Source organism: Cupriavidus sp. CER-90 (assembly GCF_057652055.1).
In genome coordinates this window covers 1,083,494-1,100,249 of the sequence record NZ_JBYGYM010000002.1, presented here as the reverse complement: position 1 = coordinate 1,100,249, position 16,756 = coordinate 1,083,494, and the positions used below count along the sequence as shown (strand labels likewise).

Annotated in this window: 17 protein-coding genes and 1 tRNA gene; 15 read left to right on the top strand and 3 right to left on the bottom strand. The window is 66.0% G+C overall.

From position 1 onward, the window contains the following. Window positions 1-17 precede the first annotated feature (17 nt). The 3 genes from AC24R4_RS15595 to AC24R4_RS15585 all read left to right on the top strand — a co-directional run bounded on the left by AC24R4_RS15595 (window position 18) and on the right by AC24R4_RS15585 (window position 3,174). The gene (locus tag AC24R4_RS15595; protein WP_400393570.1) at window positions 18-1,040 is read left to right on the top strand and encodes a complex I NDUFA9 subunit family protein; all 1,023 of its coding nucleotides are present in this window, start codon (window positions 18-20) and stop codon (window positions 1,038-1,040) included. A 200-nt stretch (window positions 1,041-1,240) separates the two neighbouring features. After that, the gene (locus tag AC24R4_RS15590; RefSeq protein ID WP_400393523.1) at window positions 1,241-1,930 is read left to right on the top strand and encodes a glutathione S-transferase family protein; all 690 of its coding nucleotides are present in this window, start codon (window positions 1,241-1,243) and stop codon (window positions 1,928-1,930) included. 2 nt (window positions 1,931-1,932) lie between these two features. Further along, complete coding sequence (locus AC24R4_RS15585) at window positions 1,933-3,174, top strand: multifunctional CCA addition/repair protein (RefSeq protein WP_400393521.1); 1,242 nt, start codon at window positions 1,933-1,935, stop codon at window positions 3,172-3,174. Window positions 3,175-3,192: 18 nt separating this feature from the next. On the opposite strand, the gene AC24R4_RS15580 is transcribed toward AC24R4_RS15585, so the two are convergent. Beyond that, a complete protein-coding gene (locus AC24R4_RS15580) occupies window positions 3,193-3,387 on the bottom strand; it encodes a DUF2905 domain-containing protein (RefSeq protein ID WP_092602987.1) in 195 nt (64 codons plus the stop codon). A gap of 20 nt (window positions 3,388-3,407) precedes the next feature. Beyond that, window positions 3,408-4,586 carry a class I SAM-dependent methyltransferase gene (locus AC24R4_RS15575; protein WP_400393519.1) on the bottom strand — a complete coding sequence of 393 codons (1,179 nt, stop codon included), beginning with the start codon at window positions 4,584-4,586 and terminating at the stop codon, window positions 3,408-3,410. Between the two features lie 16 nt (window positions 4,587-4,602). Between AC24R4_RS15575 and AC24R4_RS15570 the strand changes: the two genes are divergently transcribed. The 3 genes from AC24R4_RS15570 to ttcA all read left to right on the top strand — a co-directional run bounded on the left by AC24R4_RS15570 (window position 4,603) and on the right by ttcA (window position 6,952). Then, window positions 4,603-5,424, top strand: a complete 822-nt coding sequence (locus AC24R4_RS15570) for an SDR family oxidoreductase (RefSeq protein WP_400393517.1) — start codon at window positions 4,603-4,605, stop codon at window positions 5,422-5,424. Window positions 5,425-5,448: 24 nt separating this feature from the next. Further along, a complete protein-coding gene (locus AC24R4_RS15565) occupies window positions 5,449-5,847 on the top strand; it encodes a dihydroneopterin aldolase (protein ID WP_153949925.1) in 399 nt (132 codons plus the stop codon). A 133-nt stretch (window positions 5,848-5,980) separates the two neighbouring features. Then, complete coding sequence (gene ttcA / locus AC24R4_RS15560) at window positions 5,981-6,952, top strand: tRNA 2-thiocytidine(32) synthetase TtcA (RefSeq protein WP_400393515.1); 972 nt, start codon at window positions 5,981-5,983, stop codon at window positions 6,950-6,952. A gap of 81 nt (window positions 6,953-7,033) precedes the next feature. On the opposite strand, the gene AC24R4_RS15555 is transcribed toward ttcA, so the two are convergent. After that, window positions 7,034-7,840, bottom strand: a complete 807-nt coding sequence (locus tag AC24R4_RS15555) for a DUF6279 family lipoprotein (protein WP_400393513.1) — start codon at window positions 7,838-7,840, stop codon at window positions 7,034-7,036. Window positions 7,841-8,106: 266 nt separating this feature from the next. On the opposite strand from AC24R4_RS15555, the gene glmU reads away from it, so the two are divergent. From glmU to AC24R4_RS15510, 9 genes are all read left to right on the top strand, one after another. Next, complete coding sequence (glmU, locus tag AC24R4_RS15550; protein ID WP_400393511.1) at window positions 8,107-9,471, top strand: bifunctional UDP-N-acetylglucosamine diphosphorylase/glucosamine-1-phosphate N-acetyltransferase GlmU; 1,365 nt, start codon at window positions 8,107-8,109, stop codon at window positions 9,469-9,471. Between the two features lie 12 nt (window positions 9,472-9,483). After that, complete coding sequence (glmS, locus tag AC24R4_RS15545) at window positions 9,484-11,322, top strand: glutamine--fructose-6-phosphate transaminase (isomerizing) (RefSeq protein ID WP_400393509.1); 1,839 nt, start codon at window positions 9,484-9,486, stop codon at window positions 11,320-11,322. A gap of 411 nt (window positions 11,323-11,733) precedes the next feature. Beyond that, window positions 11,734-12,555: a hypothetical protein gene (locus AC24R4_RS15540; protein WP_487523331.1), complete on the top strand. Its 822-nt coding sequence runs from the start codon at window positions 11,734-11,736 to the stop codon at window positions 12,553-12,555. A gap of 183 nt (window positions 12,556-12,738) precedes the next feature. Then, a complete protein-coding gene (gene ribA / locus AC24R4_RS15535) occupies window positions 12,739-13,335 on the top strand; it encodes a GTP cyclohydrolase II (RefSeq protein ID WP_487523330.1) in 597 nt (198 codons plus the stop codon). 177 nt (window positions 13,336-13,512) lie between these two features. Further along, window positions 13,513-13,968, top strand: a complete 456-nt coding sequence (locus tag AC24R4_RS15530; protein ID WP_487523329.1) for a PA2169 family four-helix-bundle protein — start codon at window positions 13,513-13,515, stop codon at window positions 13,966-13,968. 220 nt (window positions 13,969-14,188) lie between these two features. Beyond that, the gene (bfr, locus tag AC24R4_RS15525) at window positions 14,189-14,668 is read left to right on the top strand and encodes a bacterioferritin (protein ID WP_487523328.1); all 480 of its coding nucleotides are present in this window, start codon (window positions 14,189-14,191) and stop codon (window positions 14,666-14,668) included. Window positions 14,669-14,806: 138 nt separating this feature from the next. After that, window positions 14,807-14,881: transfer RNA gene (locus AC24R4_RS15520), tRNA-Cys, on the top strand. A gap of 370 nt (window positions 14,882-15,251) precedes the next feature. Then, window positions 15,252-15,695: a GNAT family N-acetyltransferase gene (locus AC24R4_RS15515; RefSeq protein ID WP_153949864.1), complete on the top strand. Its 444-nt coding sequence runs from the start codon at window positions 15,252-15,254 to the stop codon at window positions 15,693-15,695. A 76-nt stretch (window positions 15,696-15,771) separates the two neighbouring features. Then, entirely contained in the window at window positions 15,772-16,755 is a 984-nt protein-coding gene (locus AC24R4_RS15510; protein ID WP_400395364.1) for a quinone oxidoreductase family protein, read from the top strand. Window position 16,756: the final 1 nt, after the last annotated feature.

The window sequence follows — 16,756 nt, the reverse complement described above, 5'->3', positions numbered from 1 at the left end:
GTCACGGAGCCCCAAGCATGAAGACCAGCAACGTCCTTGTCGTGGGGGGCGCCGGTTTCATCGGCAGCCACCTCGTGTCCCGCCTGGCCGGCGCGGCGACCGCTTCCGGCGCGCCGCTCGATCCGGCCTCCAATCCCGATAGTCCCATCGCGCCCGACCGCATCGTGGTCGGCTCGCGCAGCGTCGAACATGCGCAGCATCTGCTGCTGTTGCCGCGTGTGGAAGTGGCCGAGCTGGGCCTGGCCGACGCGGCTTCGCTGGACGATGCAATCGGCCCGCTGGGCGTCGATGGCATCGTCGTCAACCTGGTGGGCGTGCTGCACGGCGACCGCGGCGACCCGTACGGCCCCCAGTTTGCCGCCGCGCACGTCGATCTGCCGCGACAGCTGGTGGAGGCCTGCAGCCGCACCGGCGTTCGCCGGCTGATCCACATGAGCGCGCTTGGCGCGGACCCGCAAGGGCCGTCGATGTACCTGCGCAGCAAGGGCGAAGGCGAGCGCGTCGTGCGCGAGAGCGGACTGGACTGGACCATTTTCCGTCCATCGGTCGTGTTCGGCCCGGACGATCATTTTCTGAACCTGTTCGCCCAGTTGCAGCAGATGGCGCCGGTGGTGTCGCTGGCGTGCGCCCATGCGCGCTTCCAGCCCGTGTTCGTGATGGACGTGGTGCAGGCCTTCGTGAACGCGATGGCCAATGGATCGACCGTCGGGCAGACCTACGAACTGGGCGGCCCGCAGGTGTACACGCTGGAGGAGCTGGTCAAGTTCGCGGGCCATGCGTCGGGTCATCCGCGGCCGATCATCGCCCTGCCCGATGCGCTGGCGCGCATGCAGGCGGCCGTGCTGGAACACATGCCGGGCGGCACGGTGCTGTCGCGCGACAACCTCGATTCGATGCGCCTGGACAACGTGCTCGGCGCGCCCATGGCGGCGGAACTGGGTGTCCATCCGGTGAGCCTGGAGGTCGTGATGACCGACGTGCTGGCCGGCCGCAGCCGCGACACGTTCTTCCAGTCCTTGCGCGGCAGCGTGCATCGCTGAAGCGCCGGCGCCAGGGGGCACGCAATTTGCACCGATGTGATTGGCGCTCACAGCCTTGCGAGCGCAATTCATTTGGACGCCGGGCGCCGCATCGATAGAATGTCTGGTTCAGGGCGCCTGGCGATGGACCGGCGCCCGCGCCTTCGTATTTGCGCGTGTCGCATTTGTCCGCCTCTGTTTCCGCCCCCAAGGAATTTACGATGAAGCTCGTCATCGGCAACAAGAACTATTCGTCCTGGTCGCTGCGTCCGTGGCTGCTGCTGCGCCACGCCGGCATCGAATTCGAGGAAATCCCGCTGCGCCTGTTCACGAAGGATTTCGGGACGGAAATTGCCCGCTACTCGCCCGCCGGCAAGGTGCCGGCGCTGATCGACGGCGACGTGACCGTGTGGGATTCGCTGTCGATCTCCGAATACGCGGCCGAGCGGTTTCCGCACAAGCAGCTGTGGCCGGCCGACGTGGCCGCACGCGCCATGGCACGCTCGATCTGCGCCGAGATGCACTCGGGCTTCGGCAACCTGCGCAGCCAGATGCCGATGAACTGCACCGCCGTGCTGCCGGGCCTGGGCTGGAACGTGGCCGTGCAGCAGGACGTGGACCGCATTGCCGCGATCTGGACCGACCTGCGTGCGCGCTACGGCGCCGGTGGCCCGTTCCTGTTTGGCGAATTTACGATTGCCGACGCGTTCTACGCGCCCGTGGTGAGCCGCTTTGCCACCTATGGCGTGCATCTGCCCGAAGCCGCCAAGACCTACGCCGATTTCATCCTGGCCTTGCCGGCCATGCAGGAATGGGTGGCGGGCGCCCGCGAGGAGCGCGATTTCGTGCCGGCCGATGAACCCTACCGCACGCAGCCTGAACGGGCCGACGCGATCATCGTCACGGGCTGATCATGCAGGTGTACGCCGTCGGCGGGGCCATCCGCGACCAACTGCTGGGCAAGCCAAGCCAGGATCGCGACTACGTGGTGGTGGGTGCTACGCCCGAGCAGATGGAAGCCGCCGGCTACAAGCCGGTGGGCAAGGACTTTCCGGTCTTCCTGCATCCACAGACACGGGCCGAGTACGCGCTGGCCCGGACCGAGCGCAAGACGGCCGTGGGCTACAAGGGCTTTGCGTTCTATACCGGGCCCGATGTCACGCTCGAAGACGACCTGGTGCGCCGCGACCTGACCATCAATGCGATGGCGCAGGCCGTGGACGACCAGGACAACCTGGTGGGTCCGATCATCGATCCATACGGCGGCCGGCAGGACCTGCAGGCACGCCTGTTCCGGCATGTGTCCGACGCCTTTGCCGAGGACCCGGTACGCATCCTGCGCGCGGCACGCTTCGCCGCCCGCTTCGATGATTTCTCGGTGGCGCCGGAAACCGTCGCGTTGATGCGCAAGATGGTGGATGCGGGCGAGGTCGACGCCCTGGTGCCCGAGCGCGTCTGGCAGGAACTGGCGCGCGGCCTGATGGAGGCCCGGCCATCGCGCATGTTCGACGTGCTGCGCCAATGTGGCGCGCTGGCGCGGCTGTTGCCGGAGCTGGACCGGCTCTGGGGCGTGCCGCAACGCGCCGACTACCACCCCGAGGTGGACACCGGCGTGCACGTGATGATGGTGGTGGACTACGCCGCCGCGCAGGGCGCGTCGCTGCCGGTGCGCTTTGCGGCGCTGACCCACGACCTGGGCAAGGGCACCACGCCAGAGGACGTGCTGCCGCGCCATATCGGCCACGAGCAACGCAGCGTGGATTTGCTGGAGGCGGTGTGCAAGCGCCTGCGCGTGCCGAACGACTGCCGCGAACTGGCGCTGCTTGTGGCGCGCGAGCACGGCAACATCCATCGCTCGGAAGCGTTCGGCGCGGCCGCGCTGACACGGCTGGTGGAGCGCAGCGACGCACTGCGCAAGCCCGACCGGTTCGCCGAGGCGCTGCAGGCCTGCGAGGCCGACGCCCGTGGCCGGCTGGGGTTCGAGGATCGCGACTATCCGCAGACCGCGCGGCTGCTGGCGGCCCGCGAGGCGGCGGCATCGGTCGATGCCGGGGCCGTGGCCAAGGCGTGTGGCGATCGGGTGGATCTGATCAAGGATAAGGTGCACAAGGCGCGCGTGGCGGCCGTGGCGGAAAAACTGGGGCTGCCGGACTAGATCCCGTCCAACCAGGCCCTACAGCACTTTCCCGATCACCAGCGCCACCAGCGACAGCAGGATCGTCGAGGCGAACGGCAAGACGTATTCCTTGCCGAAGAGCCGGAAGCGCACGTCGCCGGGCAGGCGTCCGAGGCCGATCTTCTGCAGCCACGGCAGCGCCGCCGACAGCACGATCACGCACAGGAAGATGGTGAAGGTCCAGCGCAACATGGTGATGGCGTGTGGATCGGTCAGAGGGCGTAGCTGCGGTCGCCGCGCGCGAATCCGGCCAGCGGCAAGGCATCGTCGACATCGCGTGCCAGCGCGATGACCTTGAACAACTCACCCATTTCGGCCTCGCTGAGCAGCTTCTGCACCGCGTTGGCCTGCGGCAGGAAGTTGCGCGCGTCGGACGGGTCGAGCGACATCATCAGCTCGGTAATCCCGGCGTTCATCAGGAAGCGCGCCTGCGAGGCAAAGCCCGCCACGGTGAGCCCCGCATCGACCGCCGCTTCGGCAATGCCGCTGAAATTCACGTGGGCCGTGATGTCCTGCAGGCCCGGGTACAGGAACGGATCGGGGTGCGCATGATGGCGGTAGTGGCACATCAGCGTGCCGCCCACGCGCTGCGCGTGGTAGTACTCCGATGCCGGAAAGCCATAGTCGATAAAGAACGCCGCGCCGCGCTTGAGCAGGGCGCCCACGGCGCGCGTGAAGCCTTCGCCTTCGGCATGGGTCTCGGTGACCATATCGTGGTCGCCGGGCATTTCGTGGAGCTGCGCCGGCACGGCGGCGGCGTCGAGCCGCCGGTCTTCGTACGCGAACGTATCGCCTTGCCGCACCACGCCGCGCTCGTGCCATTGGCCGCCGATACGGGCGAAGAGCCGCACGGGCATTGCGTCGAGCACCTCGTTGCCGACGATGACGCCTTCGAAGCTGTCGGGCAGGGCATCGAGCCATTGCACGCGGCCCGCCAGATGGGGGGCGCGCTGCGCCAGCGTGTCCTGCTGCCGGGCGCGCAGTTCGCCGGACAGCTCGACGATGCGGTACGACTCGGGCAGCGCATTTTCCGATTCCAGGGCCAGCAGCAGGTCGGCGGCCAGCCGGCCGGTGCCGGCGCCGAATTCCATCACGCGCGGCAGCGACATCCGGACCAGTGGCGCGAACTGGCGGGCCAGCGTGCGGGCGAAGAACGGGGTCAGCTCGGGGGCGGTGATGAAGTCGCTGCCGTCGTCGGCGCCGCGCCCGAACTTGGCCGCGCCGCCACTGTAATAGCCCAGGCGCGGGGCATAGAGCGCAAGCGACATGTAGCGGTCGAAGCCGATCCAGCCGCCGGATGCCGCGATGGCGTCGCCGATCACGATGGAAAGGGCCTTGGATGCGTCAAGCGCATCGGCGGAGGGAAGGGGTAGACTAGCGACTTTCTGCATACCGCGAATTGTAGCAATGCCAGATTCGAATACTCAGGGCGCCGCGGGCGTCCAATCGCGCGGCGTGGCGCTGGTGACCGGCGCGGCGCGCCGGCTGGGCCGTGCCATCGCGCTGGAGCTTGCCGCGCAGGGCTGGGACGTGGCCGTCCACTGCAACCGGTCGCGTGACGAAGCCGAGGTGCTGGCCACGCAGATCCGCGCGCTGGGCCGCCGGGCCGCCGTGCTGCAGGCCGACCTGTCCGACGAGGCCGCCACGGGCAAGCTGGTGGCCGCCTGCGTCGATGCGCTGGGCGCGCCGACCTGCCTGGTCAACAATGCCTCGCTGTTCCAGTACGACGTGGCGACGAGCTTTTCGTATGGATCGCTCGACACCCATATGCGCACGAACGTGGCGGCGCCGCTGCTGCTGGCGCGTGAGATGCACAAGGCGCTTGGCGCCGACGGCAACGGAGCCGGCAATGCCGGCGAGCAGCGCGGGGTGGTGATCAACCTGCTGGACCAGAAGCTCAACAACCTGAATCCCGACTTCCTGTCGTATACGCTGTCGAAGGCCGCGCTGCAGACTGCCACGGTGCAGCTGGCGCAGGCCCTGGCCCCGCGCCTGCGCGTGGTGGGCGTGGCGCCGGGTATCACGCTGGTGTCCGGCGACCAGTCCGACCCTGGCTTCGTGCGGGCCCACGGCATGACGCCGCTGGGCCAGTCGAGCACCCCCGACGACATCGCCCAGGCCGTGGCCTACCTGGCCGGGGCGCGCGCCGTGACCGGCACCACGCTGTACGTCGACGGCGGGCAGCATCTGATGCCGCTGGCCCGTGACGTGATGTTTTTGACTGAATGAAGCCGTACCTTGATTGACCCTGCCATGACCTTTGCCGCCCTTTCCCATCCCAGCCTGCAAGACTGCCGCCGCATGTTCCTGCGCAACTACGAAGTGCAGATCAACATCGGCGTGCATGAATTCGAGAAAAAGGGCGAACAGCGCGTGCTGGTGAACATCGACCTGTTCGTGTCGCTGTCCGAAACCACCCCGCACGCCGACCGCCTGGAGGAAGTGGTCGATTACGACTTCATGCGCAACACGGTGGCGGCCCGCATGGCCCAGGGCCATATCCACCTGCAGGAAACGCTGTGCGACGACGTGGCCCGCGCCATGCTGCAGCATCCCAAGGTGCGCGCCGTGCGGGTGTCGACCGAAAAGCCCGATGTCTACCCCGATTGCGATTCGGTCGGCGTCGAGGTGTTCCACATCAAGCAGGCCTGACGCCGGCCGGGGCAACTCGGGACGCCTGCAGCGCCGGACGGGCCGGTCCAGTAGAATACCGCCCCGTCCATTCCGGCATTTCTATCGGGCGCGCGGCCATTATTCAGCGCCGCATCCGTTACAGGTACGTCTTATGAGTCACTCGGCTAACTTCTATCGCCTTGAAACCCGCTTGCAGTCGCTGACCGGCAAGGCCATCGGCGACTTCGGCATGATCGAGGACGGCGACACCGTCATGGTCTGCATGAGCGGCGGCAAGGACTCGTACACGATGCTGTCGGTCCTGATGGCGCTGCAGAAGCGGGCGCCGATCCAGTTCAAGCTGATCGCGATGAACCTGGACCAGAAGCAGCCGGGGTTCCCGGAGCACATCCTGCCCGAATACCTGAAGTCCACGGGCGTGGAATATGTGATCGTCGAGGCCGACACGTATTCGATCGTCAAGGAGAAGGTGCCCGAGGGCAAGACCACGTGCTCGCTGTGCTCGCGCCTGCGCCGTGGCGTGATCTACCGCACGGCCAAGGAACTGGGCGCGAACAAGATCGCGCTGGGCCACCATCGCGACGATATCGTCAACACGTTCTTCCTGAACATGTTCTTCGGCGGCAAGATGAAGGCGATGCCGCCCAAGCTGGCCACCGACGACGGCCAGCACATCGTCATTCGTCCATTGGCCTACTGCGCGGAAAAGGACATCGCGTCGTACGCGCGCGCCATGGAATTTCCGATCATCCCGTGCAACCTGTGCGGCTCGCAGGAAAACCTGCAGCGCAAGAAGGTGAGCGAGATGGTGCAGCAGTGGGAGCGCGAGCACCCGGGCCGCATCGACAACATCTTCTCGGCGCTGCGCAACGTGGTGCCGTCGCACCTGGCCGATACCGAGCTGTTCCCGTTCACGGGGCTGGCCACCGGCCTGGCCAAGGTGGACGAGGCGTCGCTGTTCGGCGAGACCACCTACAGCCAGCAGGCGTTGCAGTTCAGCGGCAGCGTGGAACCGAACCGCATGGAATTCGTGCGCTTCGACAAGATCCAGAAGGGGGCGGCGCCGGCCTCGGAGCCCGCCGCCGCACCGGCTTCCGAGCCGGCGGGCCAGCCAGCGGCCTGAGTCGCGCCGCCGCGCCGGGAAAAGATAAAGCCCCGTGGCCTGGCCCGGGGCTTTCCTGTCGATGGTGGGCGAACCCGGCGGCTACCTGGCTGCCTGGGGCGCCCGGCCGCTCTCGGCCATCAGCGAGCGCGTATCGTTGATCCAGCCGTCGAAGCGTTTGACGGCATGCGCCTTCTGCTCGGGCGTGGTCATGTTGGCGATCCGGACGGTCAGATCCACCCCGGCCGAGGTACTGCGCTGCTCGCCGCCGCCGGGCCGCTGCCAGTCGTCGGCATACTTGCGCAGCATGGCTTCCACCTGGGGTTTGGGCGGGCGGGTCGAAGAGACTTCGCGCGCCAGGGCCACCCATTCCTGCTGCCGCTTGACGCGCTCGGCATAGCGCGCGTCGGCGCTCTGCATATAGGGGCCCATCGCGTCGCGGATGGCGCGTTCCTGCTCGCCGGAGAACGACCCGTAGATCAGCTTGGCGTAGCTCATGATCTTGTCGAACCGGGCGTCGGTACGGGCGGCGGGGTCCGATTTCAGGAATTCCTTGCGGTATTTGGTGTTGCTTTCGGCAAATTTGGCCTCCATCCGCTGGATCTGGTCGGGCTCCAGCGTCAGCAGCAGGTCGGCCAGGTCGGGCACCGCGTTGTCGAAGGCCTGCCGGCCCAGGCGCTGGGAGTCCTGCTGGACCTGCCGCACCATGGCCGGGGTGACTTCGCCCGCGACTTCACCGCGCACGCGGGTCAGCACAGTGGCGATTTCGGGCAGCTGGCCGCGCCGGTGCCAGGCAAAGAAGCGCGCGATGGCTTCCTTGGTGGGCGGCTCCTGGGCGTCGGAGACATCGACATAGCGGTCCACCCACCAGTAGGCCAGGCGGTCGCCCTGCTGGTATCCGAGCTTCATGGCGTTGCATCCAGCCAACGCCAGGAGCATGGTAAATGCTGCAAACCATGCAAAAACGCCGCGTGACCAAATGTGAACAACGGTAACGCGAGGTGATGGACCCAATGCGGCACAGGCCCGCGTGCTAGAATCGGCGCGCATGTTTCCGGGGCCGGCGAATCGCCCGCCAGCCCAGTCGTGGCAACGGTTCAGCCACATCGGCCACAGTGCTCCCAGGCTCGGATTCTTCAGCTTCTTCTCAGACACACTCACTTAGGAACCTCCTTGTGAATATCGTCATTCTTGCCGCAGGCATGGGCAAGCGCATGAACTCCGCGCTGCCCAAGGTGCTGCACCCGGTGGCCGGCCAACCGATGCTGGCCCACGTGCTCGACACGGCGCGTACGCTGTCGCCGTCGCGGCTGGTGGTCGTGGTCGGGCACGGCGCCGGGCAGGTGCGCCAGGCGGTGGGTGCCGACGATGTTGCCTTTGCCGAGCAGGCGCAGCAACTGGGCACCGGCCACGCCGTCATGCAGGCCCTGCCGCTGCTCGATGACGCCCAGCCCACGCTGGTGCTCTACGGCGACGTGCCGCTGACCTCGACCGCCACGCTGCAGCACCTGGTGCAGGCCGCCGGCGGCGAACGCCTGGGCGTGCTGACCGTCGAAATGCCCGATCCCACCGGCTATGGCCGTATTGTGCGCGATGCGGCCGGCAATGTCGTACGCATCGTCGAACAGAAGGATGCCAGCGAGGAAGAACGCGCCATCCGCGAGATCAACACCGGCATCATCGTCTGCCCGACCGCCCACCTGCGCCGCTGGCTGTCCACGCTGCGCAACGACAACGCGCAGGGCGAGTACTACCTGACCGACACCATCGAGCGCGCCGCCACCGACGGCGTGGAGATCGTGTCGTCCCAGCCCGCCGAACTGTGGGAAACGCTGGGCGTCAACAGCAAGGTCCAGCTGGCCGAAATCGAACGCATCCACCAGCGCAACATCGCCCAACGCCTGCTTGAAGCGGGCGTCACGCTGCTGGACCCGGCACGCATCGACGTGCGTGGCCAGCTGACCTGCGGCCGCGACGTGACCATCGACGTAGGCTGCGTGTTCGAGGGCCGCGTGCACCTGGACGATGGCGTACACATCGGCGCGCACTGCGTGATCCGCAACACCGTGGTCGGCGCTGGCGCACGTGTGCAACCGTTCTGCCATTTCGAGGAAGCAAAGATCGGGCCGGATGGCCGCATCGGCCCTTACGCGCGTCTGCGCCCCGGCACCGAGCTGGGCCAGGACGTGCATATCGGCAACTTCGTCGAAGTCAAGAACAGCCAGATCGCCAACCACAGCAAGGCCAACCATCTGGCCTACGTGGGCGACACCACGGTGGGTCAGCGCGTGAACATTGGCGCGGGTACCATTACCTGCAACTATGACGGCGTGAACAAGCACCGCACCGTGATCGAGGACGATGTCTTCATCGGGTCCGATACGCAGCTGGTGGCGCCGGTGACCGTGCGCCGCGGCGCCACGATCGGCGCGGGCACCACGCTGACCAAGGAAGCGCCGGCCGACAAGCTCACGCTGTCGCGCGCGAAACAGATGACGATCGACGCCTGGCAGCGTCCGGTCAAGCAACCGAAAAAATAAAGGGGTTCCGTTATGTGTGGCATCGTCGGCGCGGTTTCGCACCGCAATATCGTTCCCGTCCTGGTTGAAGGGCTGCGTCGCCTGGAATACCGTGGCTACGACTCCTGCGGCGTGGCCGTGGTGCGCGACGCGATCCTGGAGCGTGCGCGCACGGTGTCGCGCGTGGCCGACCTCGACACGCAGACCCAGGCGTCGGGTCTGGGCGGCCAGCTGGGCATTGCCCACACGCGCTGGGCCACGCACGGCAAGCCCGATACCGTCAACGCGCACCCGCATTTCTCGGACGAGACCATCGCGCTGGTGCACAACGGCATCATCGAGAACTACGAGCCGCTGCGCGACGAACTGCGCGCCGTGGGCTACGGTTTCGAGTCGCAGACCGATACCGAAGTGGTGGCCCACCTGATTCACCAGGCCTACACCTATCCCAGCAGCGCCACCCGTGGCGACCTGTTCGGCTCGGTCCGCGCGGTGACCAAGCGCCTGCATGGCGCCTACGCGATTGCCGTGGTGGCCAAGGACCAGCCCGACGTGGTGGTCGGCGCGCGCGCCGGTTCGCCGCTGGTGGTGGCGCTGGGCAACGACGAGTCGTTCCTGGCGTCGGATGCGCTGGCCGTGGCCGGCACCGCCAACCGCATCATCTATCTGGAAGAGGGCGACGTGGTCGAACTGACCCGCGCCGGCGCGACGATCCGCGACGTCCATGACGCCGAAGTGCAGCGCGAGGAGCGCGTGGTGGAAGCGCATGCCGCCGCCGTGGAACTGGGCCCGTTCCGCCACTTCATGCAGAAGGAAATCTTCGAGCAGCCGCGTGCGCTGGGCGATACGCTGGAAGGCATCGCCGCCATCACGCCGGAGCTGTTCGGCGACAACGCCGCGCAGGTGTTTGCCGAGACCGACAGCATCCTGATCCTGGCCTGCGGCACCAGCTACTACTCGGGCTGCACGGCCAAGTACTGGCTGGAATCGATCGCCAAAATCCCGACCCAGGTGGAAGTGGCCAGCGAATACCGCTACCGCGATACCGTGCCGAACCCGCGCGCCCTGGTGGTGGTGATCTCGCAATCGGGCGAGACCGCCGACACGATGGCCGCGCTGCGCCACGCCCGATCGCTGGGCCATACGCACACGCTGGCCGTCTGCAACGTGGCCACCAGCGCGATGGTGCGCGAAACGGAACTGCGCTTCCTGACGCGCGCCGGCACCGAAATCGGCGTGGCATCGACCAAGGCGTTCACGACGCAGCTGGCCGCGCTGTACATGCTGACGCTGGCGCTGGCCAAGGTACGCGGCCACCTGACCGCGCAGCAGGAAGCCGATGCGCTGACCAACCTGCGGCACCTGCCTTCCGCGCTGCATGGCGTGCTGGCGCTGGAGCCGCAGATCATCGCCTGGTCCGAGGATTTTGCCCGCCGCGAGAACGCCCTGTTCCTGGGCCGCGGCCTGCATTACCCGATTGCCCTGGAAGGCGCGCTGAAGCTCAAGGAGATCTCGTACATCCACGCCGAGGCGTATCCGGCGGGCGAGCTCAAGCACGGCCCGCTGGCGCTGGTGACGGAAGCCATGCCGGTGGTGACGGTAGCCCCGAACGACGCGCTGCTGGAAAAGCTGAAGTCGAACATCCAGGAAGTGCGCGCCCGTGGCGGCCGCCTGTACGTGTTTGCCGATTCGGACACGCACATCCAGTCGTCGGACGGCATCCAGGTGATCCGCATGCCCGAGCACTACGGCGCGCTCTCGCCGATCCTGCACGTGGTGCCGCTGCAACTGCTGGCCTACCACACGGCGTGCGCCCGGGGGACCGACGTGGACAAGCCGCGCAACCTGGCGAAGTCGGTGACGGTGGAGTAATCCTCCCCGTCCGGCCCCCGGACATCGGGGGCACCGGGACATTGACCCATCGAACAAGGGCCGCCTCCGGGCGGCCTTTGTCTTTGGCGGGCCAGGCTGTCGGGCCGAAAGTGGCCGTCTGGAGAGCGTCCCGGCCAGCGCTGACGCAAGGCCCCGCACGATTGCGGCGTTGTCTCATAGCCGTGGTGTTTCCGGCGCGCTACAAAGCAAAAGGCCTCCCGCTTGGGAGGCCTTTTACTCCTTACGCCGGGGCGCCCTTGCGGGGTATGCCGATCGACGTCTCAGGAGGGATCCTAGAGAACCCAATAGGCACTGTCAATCGCTATGCGGACATCATCCATCGAGAACTTTGAACGCGTCGTTTCGTCGCGACGTCTGAACAGCTACCGAAGATACTTCAAGACAAAAACGATGGACGAAGCCATCGGTTTGTATTTGTGGAATGGCGAGGTTTCATCGTGCTTCGCGTCGCACCTTGCATACTTCGAGATCGTGCTGCGCAACAGCGTCCATCGCGCGATGTCGATGTTCTGCACAAGAGGCCGGAGCACAAGCGCGCACTGGTATGACCAGATCTGGAAGACCCTGAGCCCGACGACTCAGCGGCGCATCGAAGAGGTGCGCCAGCGCAGGTCCAAGGTGACACTTGACGCGGACGAGATGGTGGCAAGTCTTTCGCTGGGCTTCTGGCCCGCTGTCCTGCGCAATATCGATCATGCGCACGCCAATCTGATCCTGCCGGCCGTATTTCCCTTTCATCCGCTGAGTGCGCCGGTGCCGCAATGGCGTGACACGAAGGTGCGGCGTCGGGCGCTGGCGTTCGTCTTTGAACTGCACGCATTCAGGAACCGTCTTGCGCATCACGAGCCGTTGTGGAAATTTGGCGCGATGCGGGATGCCTCCGGGACCCCGGACGCCACGAACCTGCTCCCTTCCAGAAGTCCTGCGGAAAGCATCGACCGCCTGCGCGGGCTGTTGGCGTTGATCGAAGACGCCGCCGGTTTCATCGATCCCGCCATGCGGGACGACCTGCGGGCAGCCTCCTGGCGCCAACGCCTGGACTTCCTGCTCACCGAGCGCGGCCTGCAGCGGTATCGTTGCCGCAAGCATGTGCCCGATCCGGCGGTTCTGACGCCGGCCCAGTTCCGGTATCGCTTTACGCTGATCGGCCGGAACAACCAGCCGGTTCGGGTCCGCCGCGCGCGGTCGAGCGGCCTGTTCGTTCCCGATTGAGCCTTGCGTAACCCGCCTGCGGCCTACCGCCCGGTAACCCCTCTGCGGATGGCGGATTGCATTTCGCGGTATCCTTGCCGGCATGCCGCGTCGGCGCCTCTCCCAATCGGCGCTCCGTGGCGCGCCTGCCCCGCGCCCGCATCATGCCGCGCGGGCACCATGGCGCCTCCAGCGAACATCAATATGAAAGACCTAGAAAGTGAGCTGATCGGCTCCGCCCGGCTGCCGACCCGCTATGGCCAATTCACCGCCCATGCCTTCCAGGGCTTGGACACCGGCACCGAACACCTGGCGCTCTCGATGGGCGATATTTCGGGCGAGGACGTGCTGCTGCGCCTGCATTCCGAGTGCCTCACCGGCGATGTGTTCGGCTCGTGCCGCTGCGACTGTGGCGAGCAGCTCGATCTGGCCATGAAGAAGATCGCCGAGGAAGGCCGCGGCGTGCTGCTGTACCTGCGCGGCCACGAAGGCCGCGGCATCGGCCTGTCCAACAAGATCCGCGCCTATGCGTTGCAGGACACCGGCCTCGATACCGTCGATGCCAACCTGGCGCTCGGCCAGGCGATCGATTCGCGGACCTATGCGTTTGCCGCCGATTTCCTGCGCCAATGGGGGGTCACGTCGGTTCGCCTGATGAGCAACAATCCCATCAAGATCAAGGCACTGGAAGACGCCGGCATCAAGGTGACGGAGCAGATGCGTCACATCGTGCCGGCCAACGCCGAAAACGAGAAGTACCTGGCGACCAAGCGATCGCGCATGGGTCACTTGCTGGACTGACTTCGGGCGCGCTGCCGGCCTGTAGGCATAGGCCGACAGCGGCTTGCGAGGCCCCCCGACAGCCCGGCCGGGGCCACTCTTCTATCTTGGAACACAAGGGCCGCGTGGCGTCAGGCGCCGTGCGGGATGTTCCATGCGCGTCGCGCGGTGCGTGCGCGCCGATGAGAGGAGTCCGACATGGCTGACAACAACGTCTCTGTGCTTAACGACCTGATTGAAGTCTCGCGGGACGGCGAGGAAGGGTTTCGCAAGGCTGCCGAAGATGCCAAGAATCCGGAACTGAAGACGCTGTTTTCGAGCCGCGCCATGGAGATTGGTGCGGCGGTGCGCGAGCTTCAGGGGCAGGTGGCCGCGCTTGGCGGCAAACCGGAAGACCACGGCAGCGTGGCCGGTGCGCTGCATCGCGGTTGGCTGAGCCTGCGCACGGCGGTCACGGACCGCACCGATCTGGCCATTCTGGAAGAAACCGAGAAGGGCGAGGACGTTGCGAAGAAGAAGTACGCCGATGCGCTGCAGGAACCCGATCTCAGTTTCGATATTCGTGCACTGATCGAACGGCAATATCAGGGCGTGCTGCGCAACCACGACCTGATTCGGGATCTGCGCAATCGCTATCGTGCCAGCGGTGAATGAAGGGTCCGGCCAATATAAGGAAGGCGCCTCCATTGCGGGGCGCCTTTTTATTTCATCTGAATCGGAATCAGTATCACTCGCATAATCATCGTTGTGCGGTATTTTTTGGTTTGCAAGCCATGATCGACCGGAAAGCCGCACGGAGCTTGAAGTTCCGGTTGGGGGAATTACCATGAAAATCGTCGCTGGCCCGTATTGAGGATGGAAGGGGACCAAGGTCATGAAAGCCGACAAAAAGGTAATTCAGTTGCTCAACGGTCAGCTCAAGCACGAACTGACGGCGATCAACCAGTATTTTCTGCACGCCCGCATGTACCGTCATTGGGGGCTCCAGGCGCTGGGCAAACATGAGTATGAAGAGTCGATCGAGGAAATGAAGCATGCCGACCGGCTGATCGAACGTATTCTCATGCTCGATGGCCTGCCCAACCTGCAGGATCTGGACAAGCTCATGATCGGCGAGAACACCGAGGAAATGCTCGGCTGCGATCTGAAGCTCGAACTGGTATCGCAGGCCAGCCTGAAGGAAGCCATCAAGTACTTCGAATCGGTGAGCGACTACGTGTCGCGCGATATCGCGACCGACATCCTGGATGACACCGAAGACCATATCGACTGGCTGCAGACCCAGATCGAACTGGTGGCCAAGGTCGGCGTGCAGAACTACCTGCAGTCGGCCATGGGAGAGCCGGGGGAATAGCCCGGGGGAATAGTCGGCCGGCCCCGGCGCGAGCCCCTTCGCCGGCCGGCAGGACAGACTCGCGTCCAGCAGACTTTTCTGACTTCGGCTACACTGCGCCCCGCACCACAGCACGGCCCATTCGGGCCGGCATCCCGGGGCGGGGTGGCAGAGTGGTTATGCGACGGCCTGCAAAGCCGTTTACGACGGTTCGATTCCGTATCCCCGCCTCCACTCCCCGACGCGCATCCCGTCTTCTCTCCCCGGTTTTTTCCGCGGGGCGCCTGGCTGGACGAAGGTTTCCGCGCACGCATTATCTTCACGAAACATGCCGATACTGACGGGCAGGCCTGGCGCTATTTATGCTCCCTTTCCGGTCATGCATGGCACGCGTCGCATTCGGTGATTTCCCTCTGGAAACTCGTGCGCGATTGCGATACTGTGAGGCCCGCGTGCACCAATCGTCAGCAAATCACCGCTCTCTTTGGTGCCGTTGTCGTACGACCGGCGGGTCGTGGCGGCACGGCGCCGGCGCACACGTTTCACCATGCAGGGCTTCCATGGCGTATCCGTCGCAACGTGATGAGAGAAACAGAGGCTCCCAATGATTAAAGACCTGCGAATCCGGATGGCGCAGCCGTCGGATGCGCTCGCTATCGGTACCGTTCTTGAGCGGTGCGGCTTGCCGATAGACGATCTGCCGCGACTCGTCGGCGAATTTCATGTGGCCGTGCTCGAAGCGCAACTGGTGGGTTGCGCTTGCGCCGAGCTATTTGGCGATACGGCGATTATCCGATCGGTGGCCGTGTTGCACGAATGGCGCGACCAGGGCGTGGCCAGCCATCTGGTACACGCCGTGATGATGCGCGCGCGCGCCAACGGCAGCCGTCGCGCGGTCTTGCTGACGTCCACCTGCCCCAGTTACTTCGCGCGTTACGGTTTCTCGCTGATTCACGCGTCGAAGCTGCCGACCGAGGTACTGGAGAGCCAGGAGTTCCGGCGGCTGCGCGATACCAGCGCGCTGTGCATGAGCGCCGAACTGATCTGACGTGAGCGCCGGCAAGGTTTCGTAAAAGCGTCAATAATCGGGCCTTCACGTTCAGCCAGTCCATCGAGGAGACCCCATGCCGACGACCGTCCGCGCCATCCGCCTTCACGAATTTGGTCTGCCGCAGGTCATGCGGCTGGAATCGGTGGAACTGCCCGATCCAGGCCCCGGCGAGGCGCGCGTGCGGCACACGGCCATCGGCTTCAATTTCATCGATATCTACCAGCGCCGTGGCACGTATCCGCTGCCGGCCGGAACCGGGCTCGGCTTCGAGGCCGCCGGCGTGGTGGACGCCGTGGGCCCCGGTGTGGCCGACGTGGCGGTGGGCGACCGCGTGGCCTACATGAACGCGGGCCTGGGCGCCTATGCGGAAGGCCGCAACGTGGCCGCCGACAAACTCGTCAAGCTGCCCGGCAACGTCAGCGACGAACAGGCCGCCGCCACCATCTTCAAGGGCATGACCGCGCAGTATCTGGTGCGCCATACCCATGCGGTCAAGCCCGGCGACACGGTGCTGGTGCATGCGGCGGCCGGCGGCGTGGGCCAGATCCTCAGCGGCTGGGCCAAGGCGCTGGGCGCGCGCGTGATCGGCACGGCCGGTTCGGCGGCCAAGTGCGAGCGCGCGCGCGCAGCCGGTTGCGATATCGCCATCGACTACAGCCATGGCGACTGGGTCAAGCAGGTGCGCGATGCCACCGATGGGCGCGGCGTGACGGTGGTCTACGACGCCGTGGGCAAGGACACCTTCCTTGGGTCGCTCGACTGCGCCCAGACCTTCGGCATGGTCGTGCTGTACGGCGCGGCATCGGGGCCGGCACCGGCGATCGAGCCCGAACTGCTCAACAAGAAAGGCTGCCTGTTCCTGACCCGGCCGTCGGTGTTCCCGCATAACGCCGATGCGGCGCGCTTCCGCGCCAACGCCAAGGATCTGTTCGATGCCATCGCCGCCGGCCATGTGAAGGTCGATATCGGCGCCCGATTCCCGCTGGCCGACGTGGCGCACGCCCACGAGGCGGCCGAGCGCCGCGAGACGACCGGCGCGATCCTGCTGCAGCCCTGAA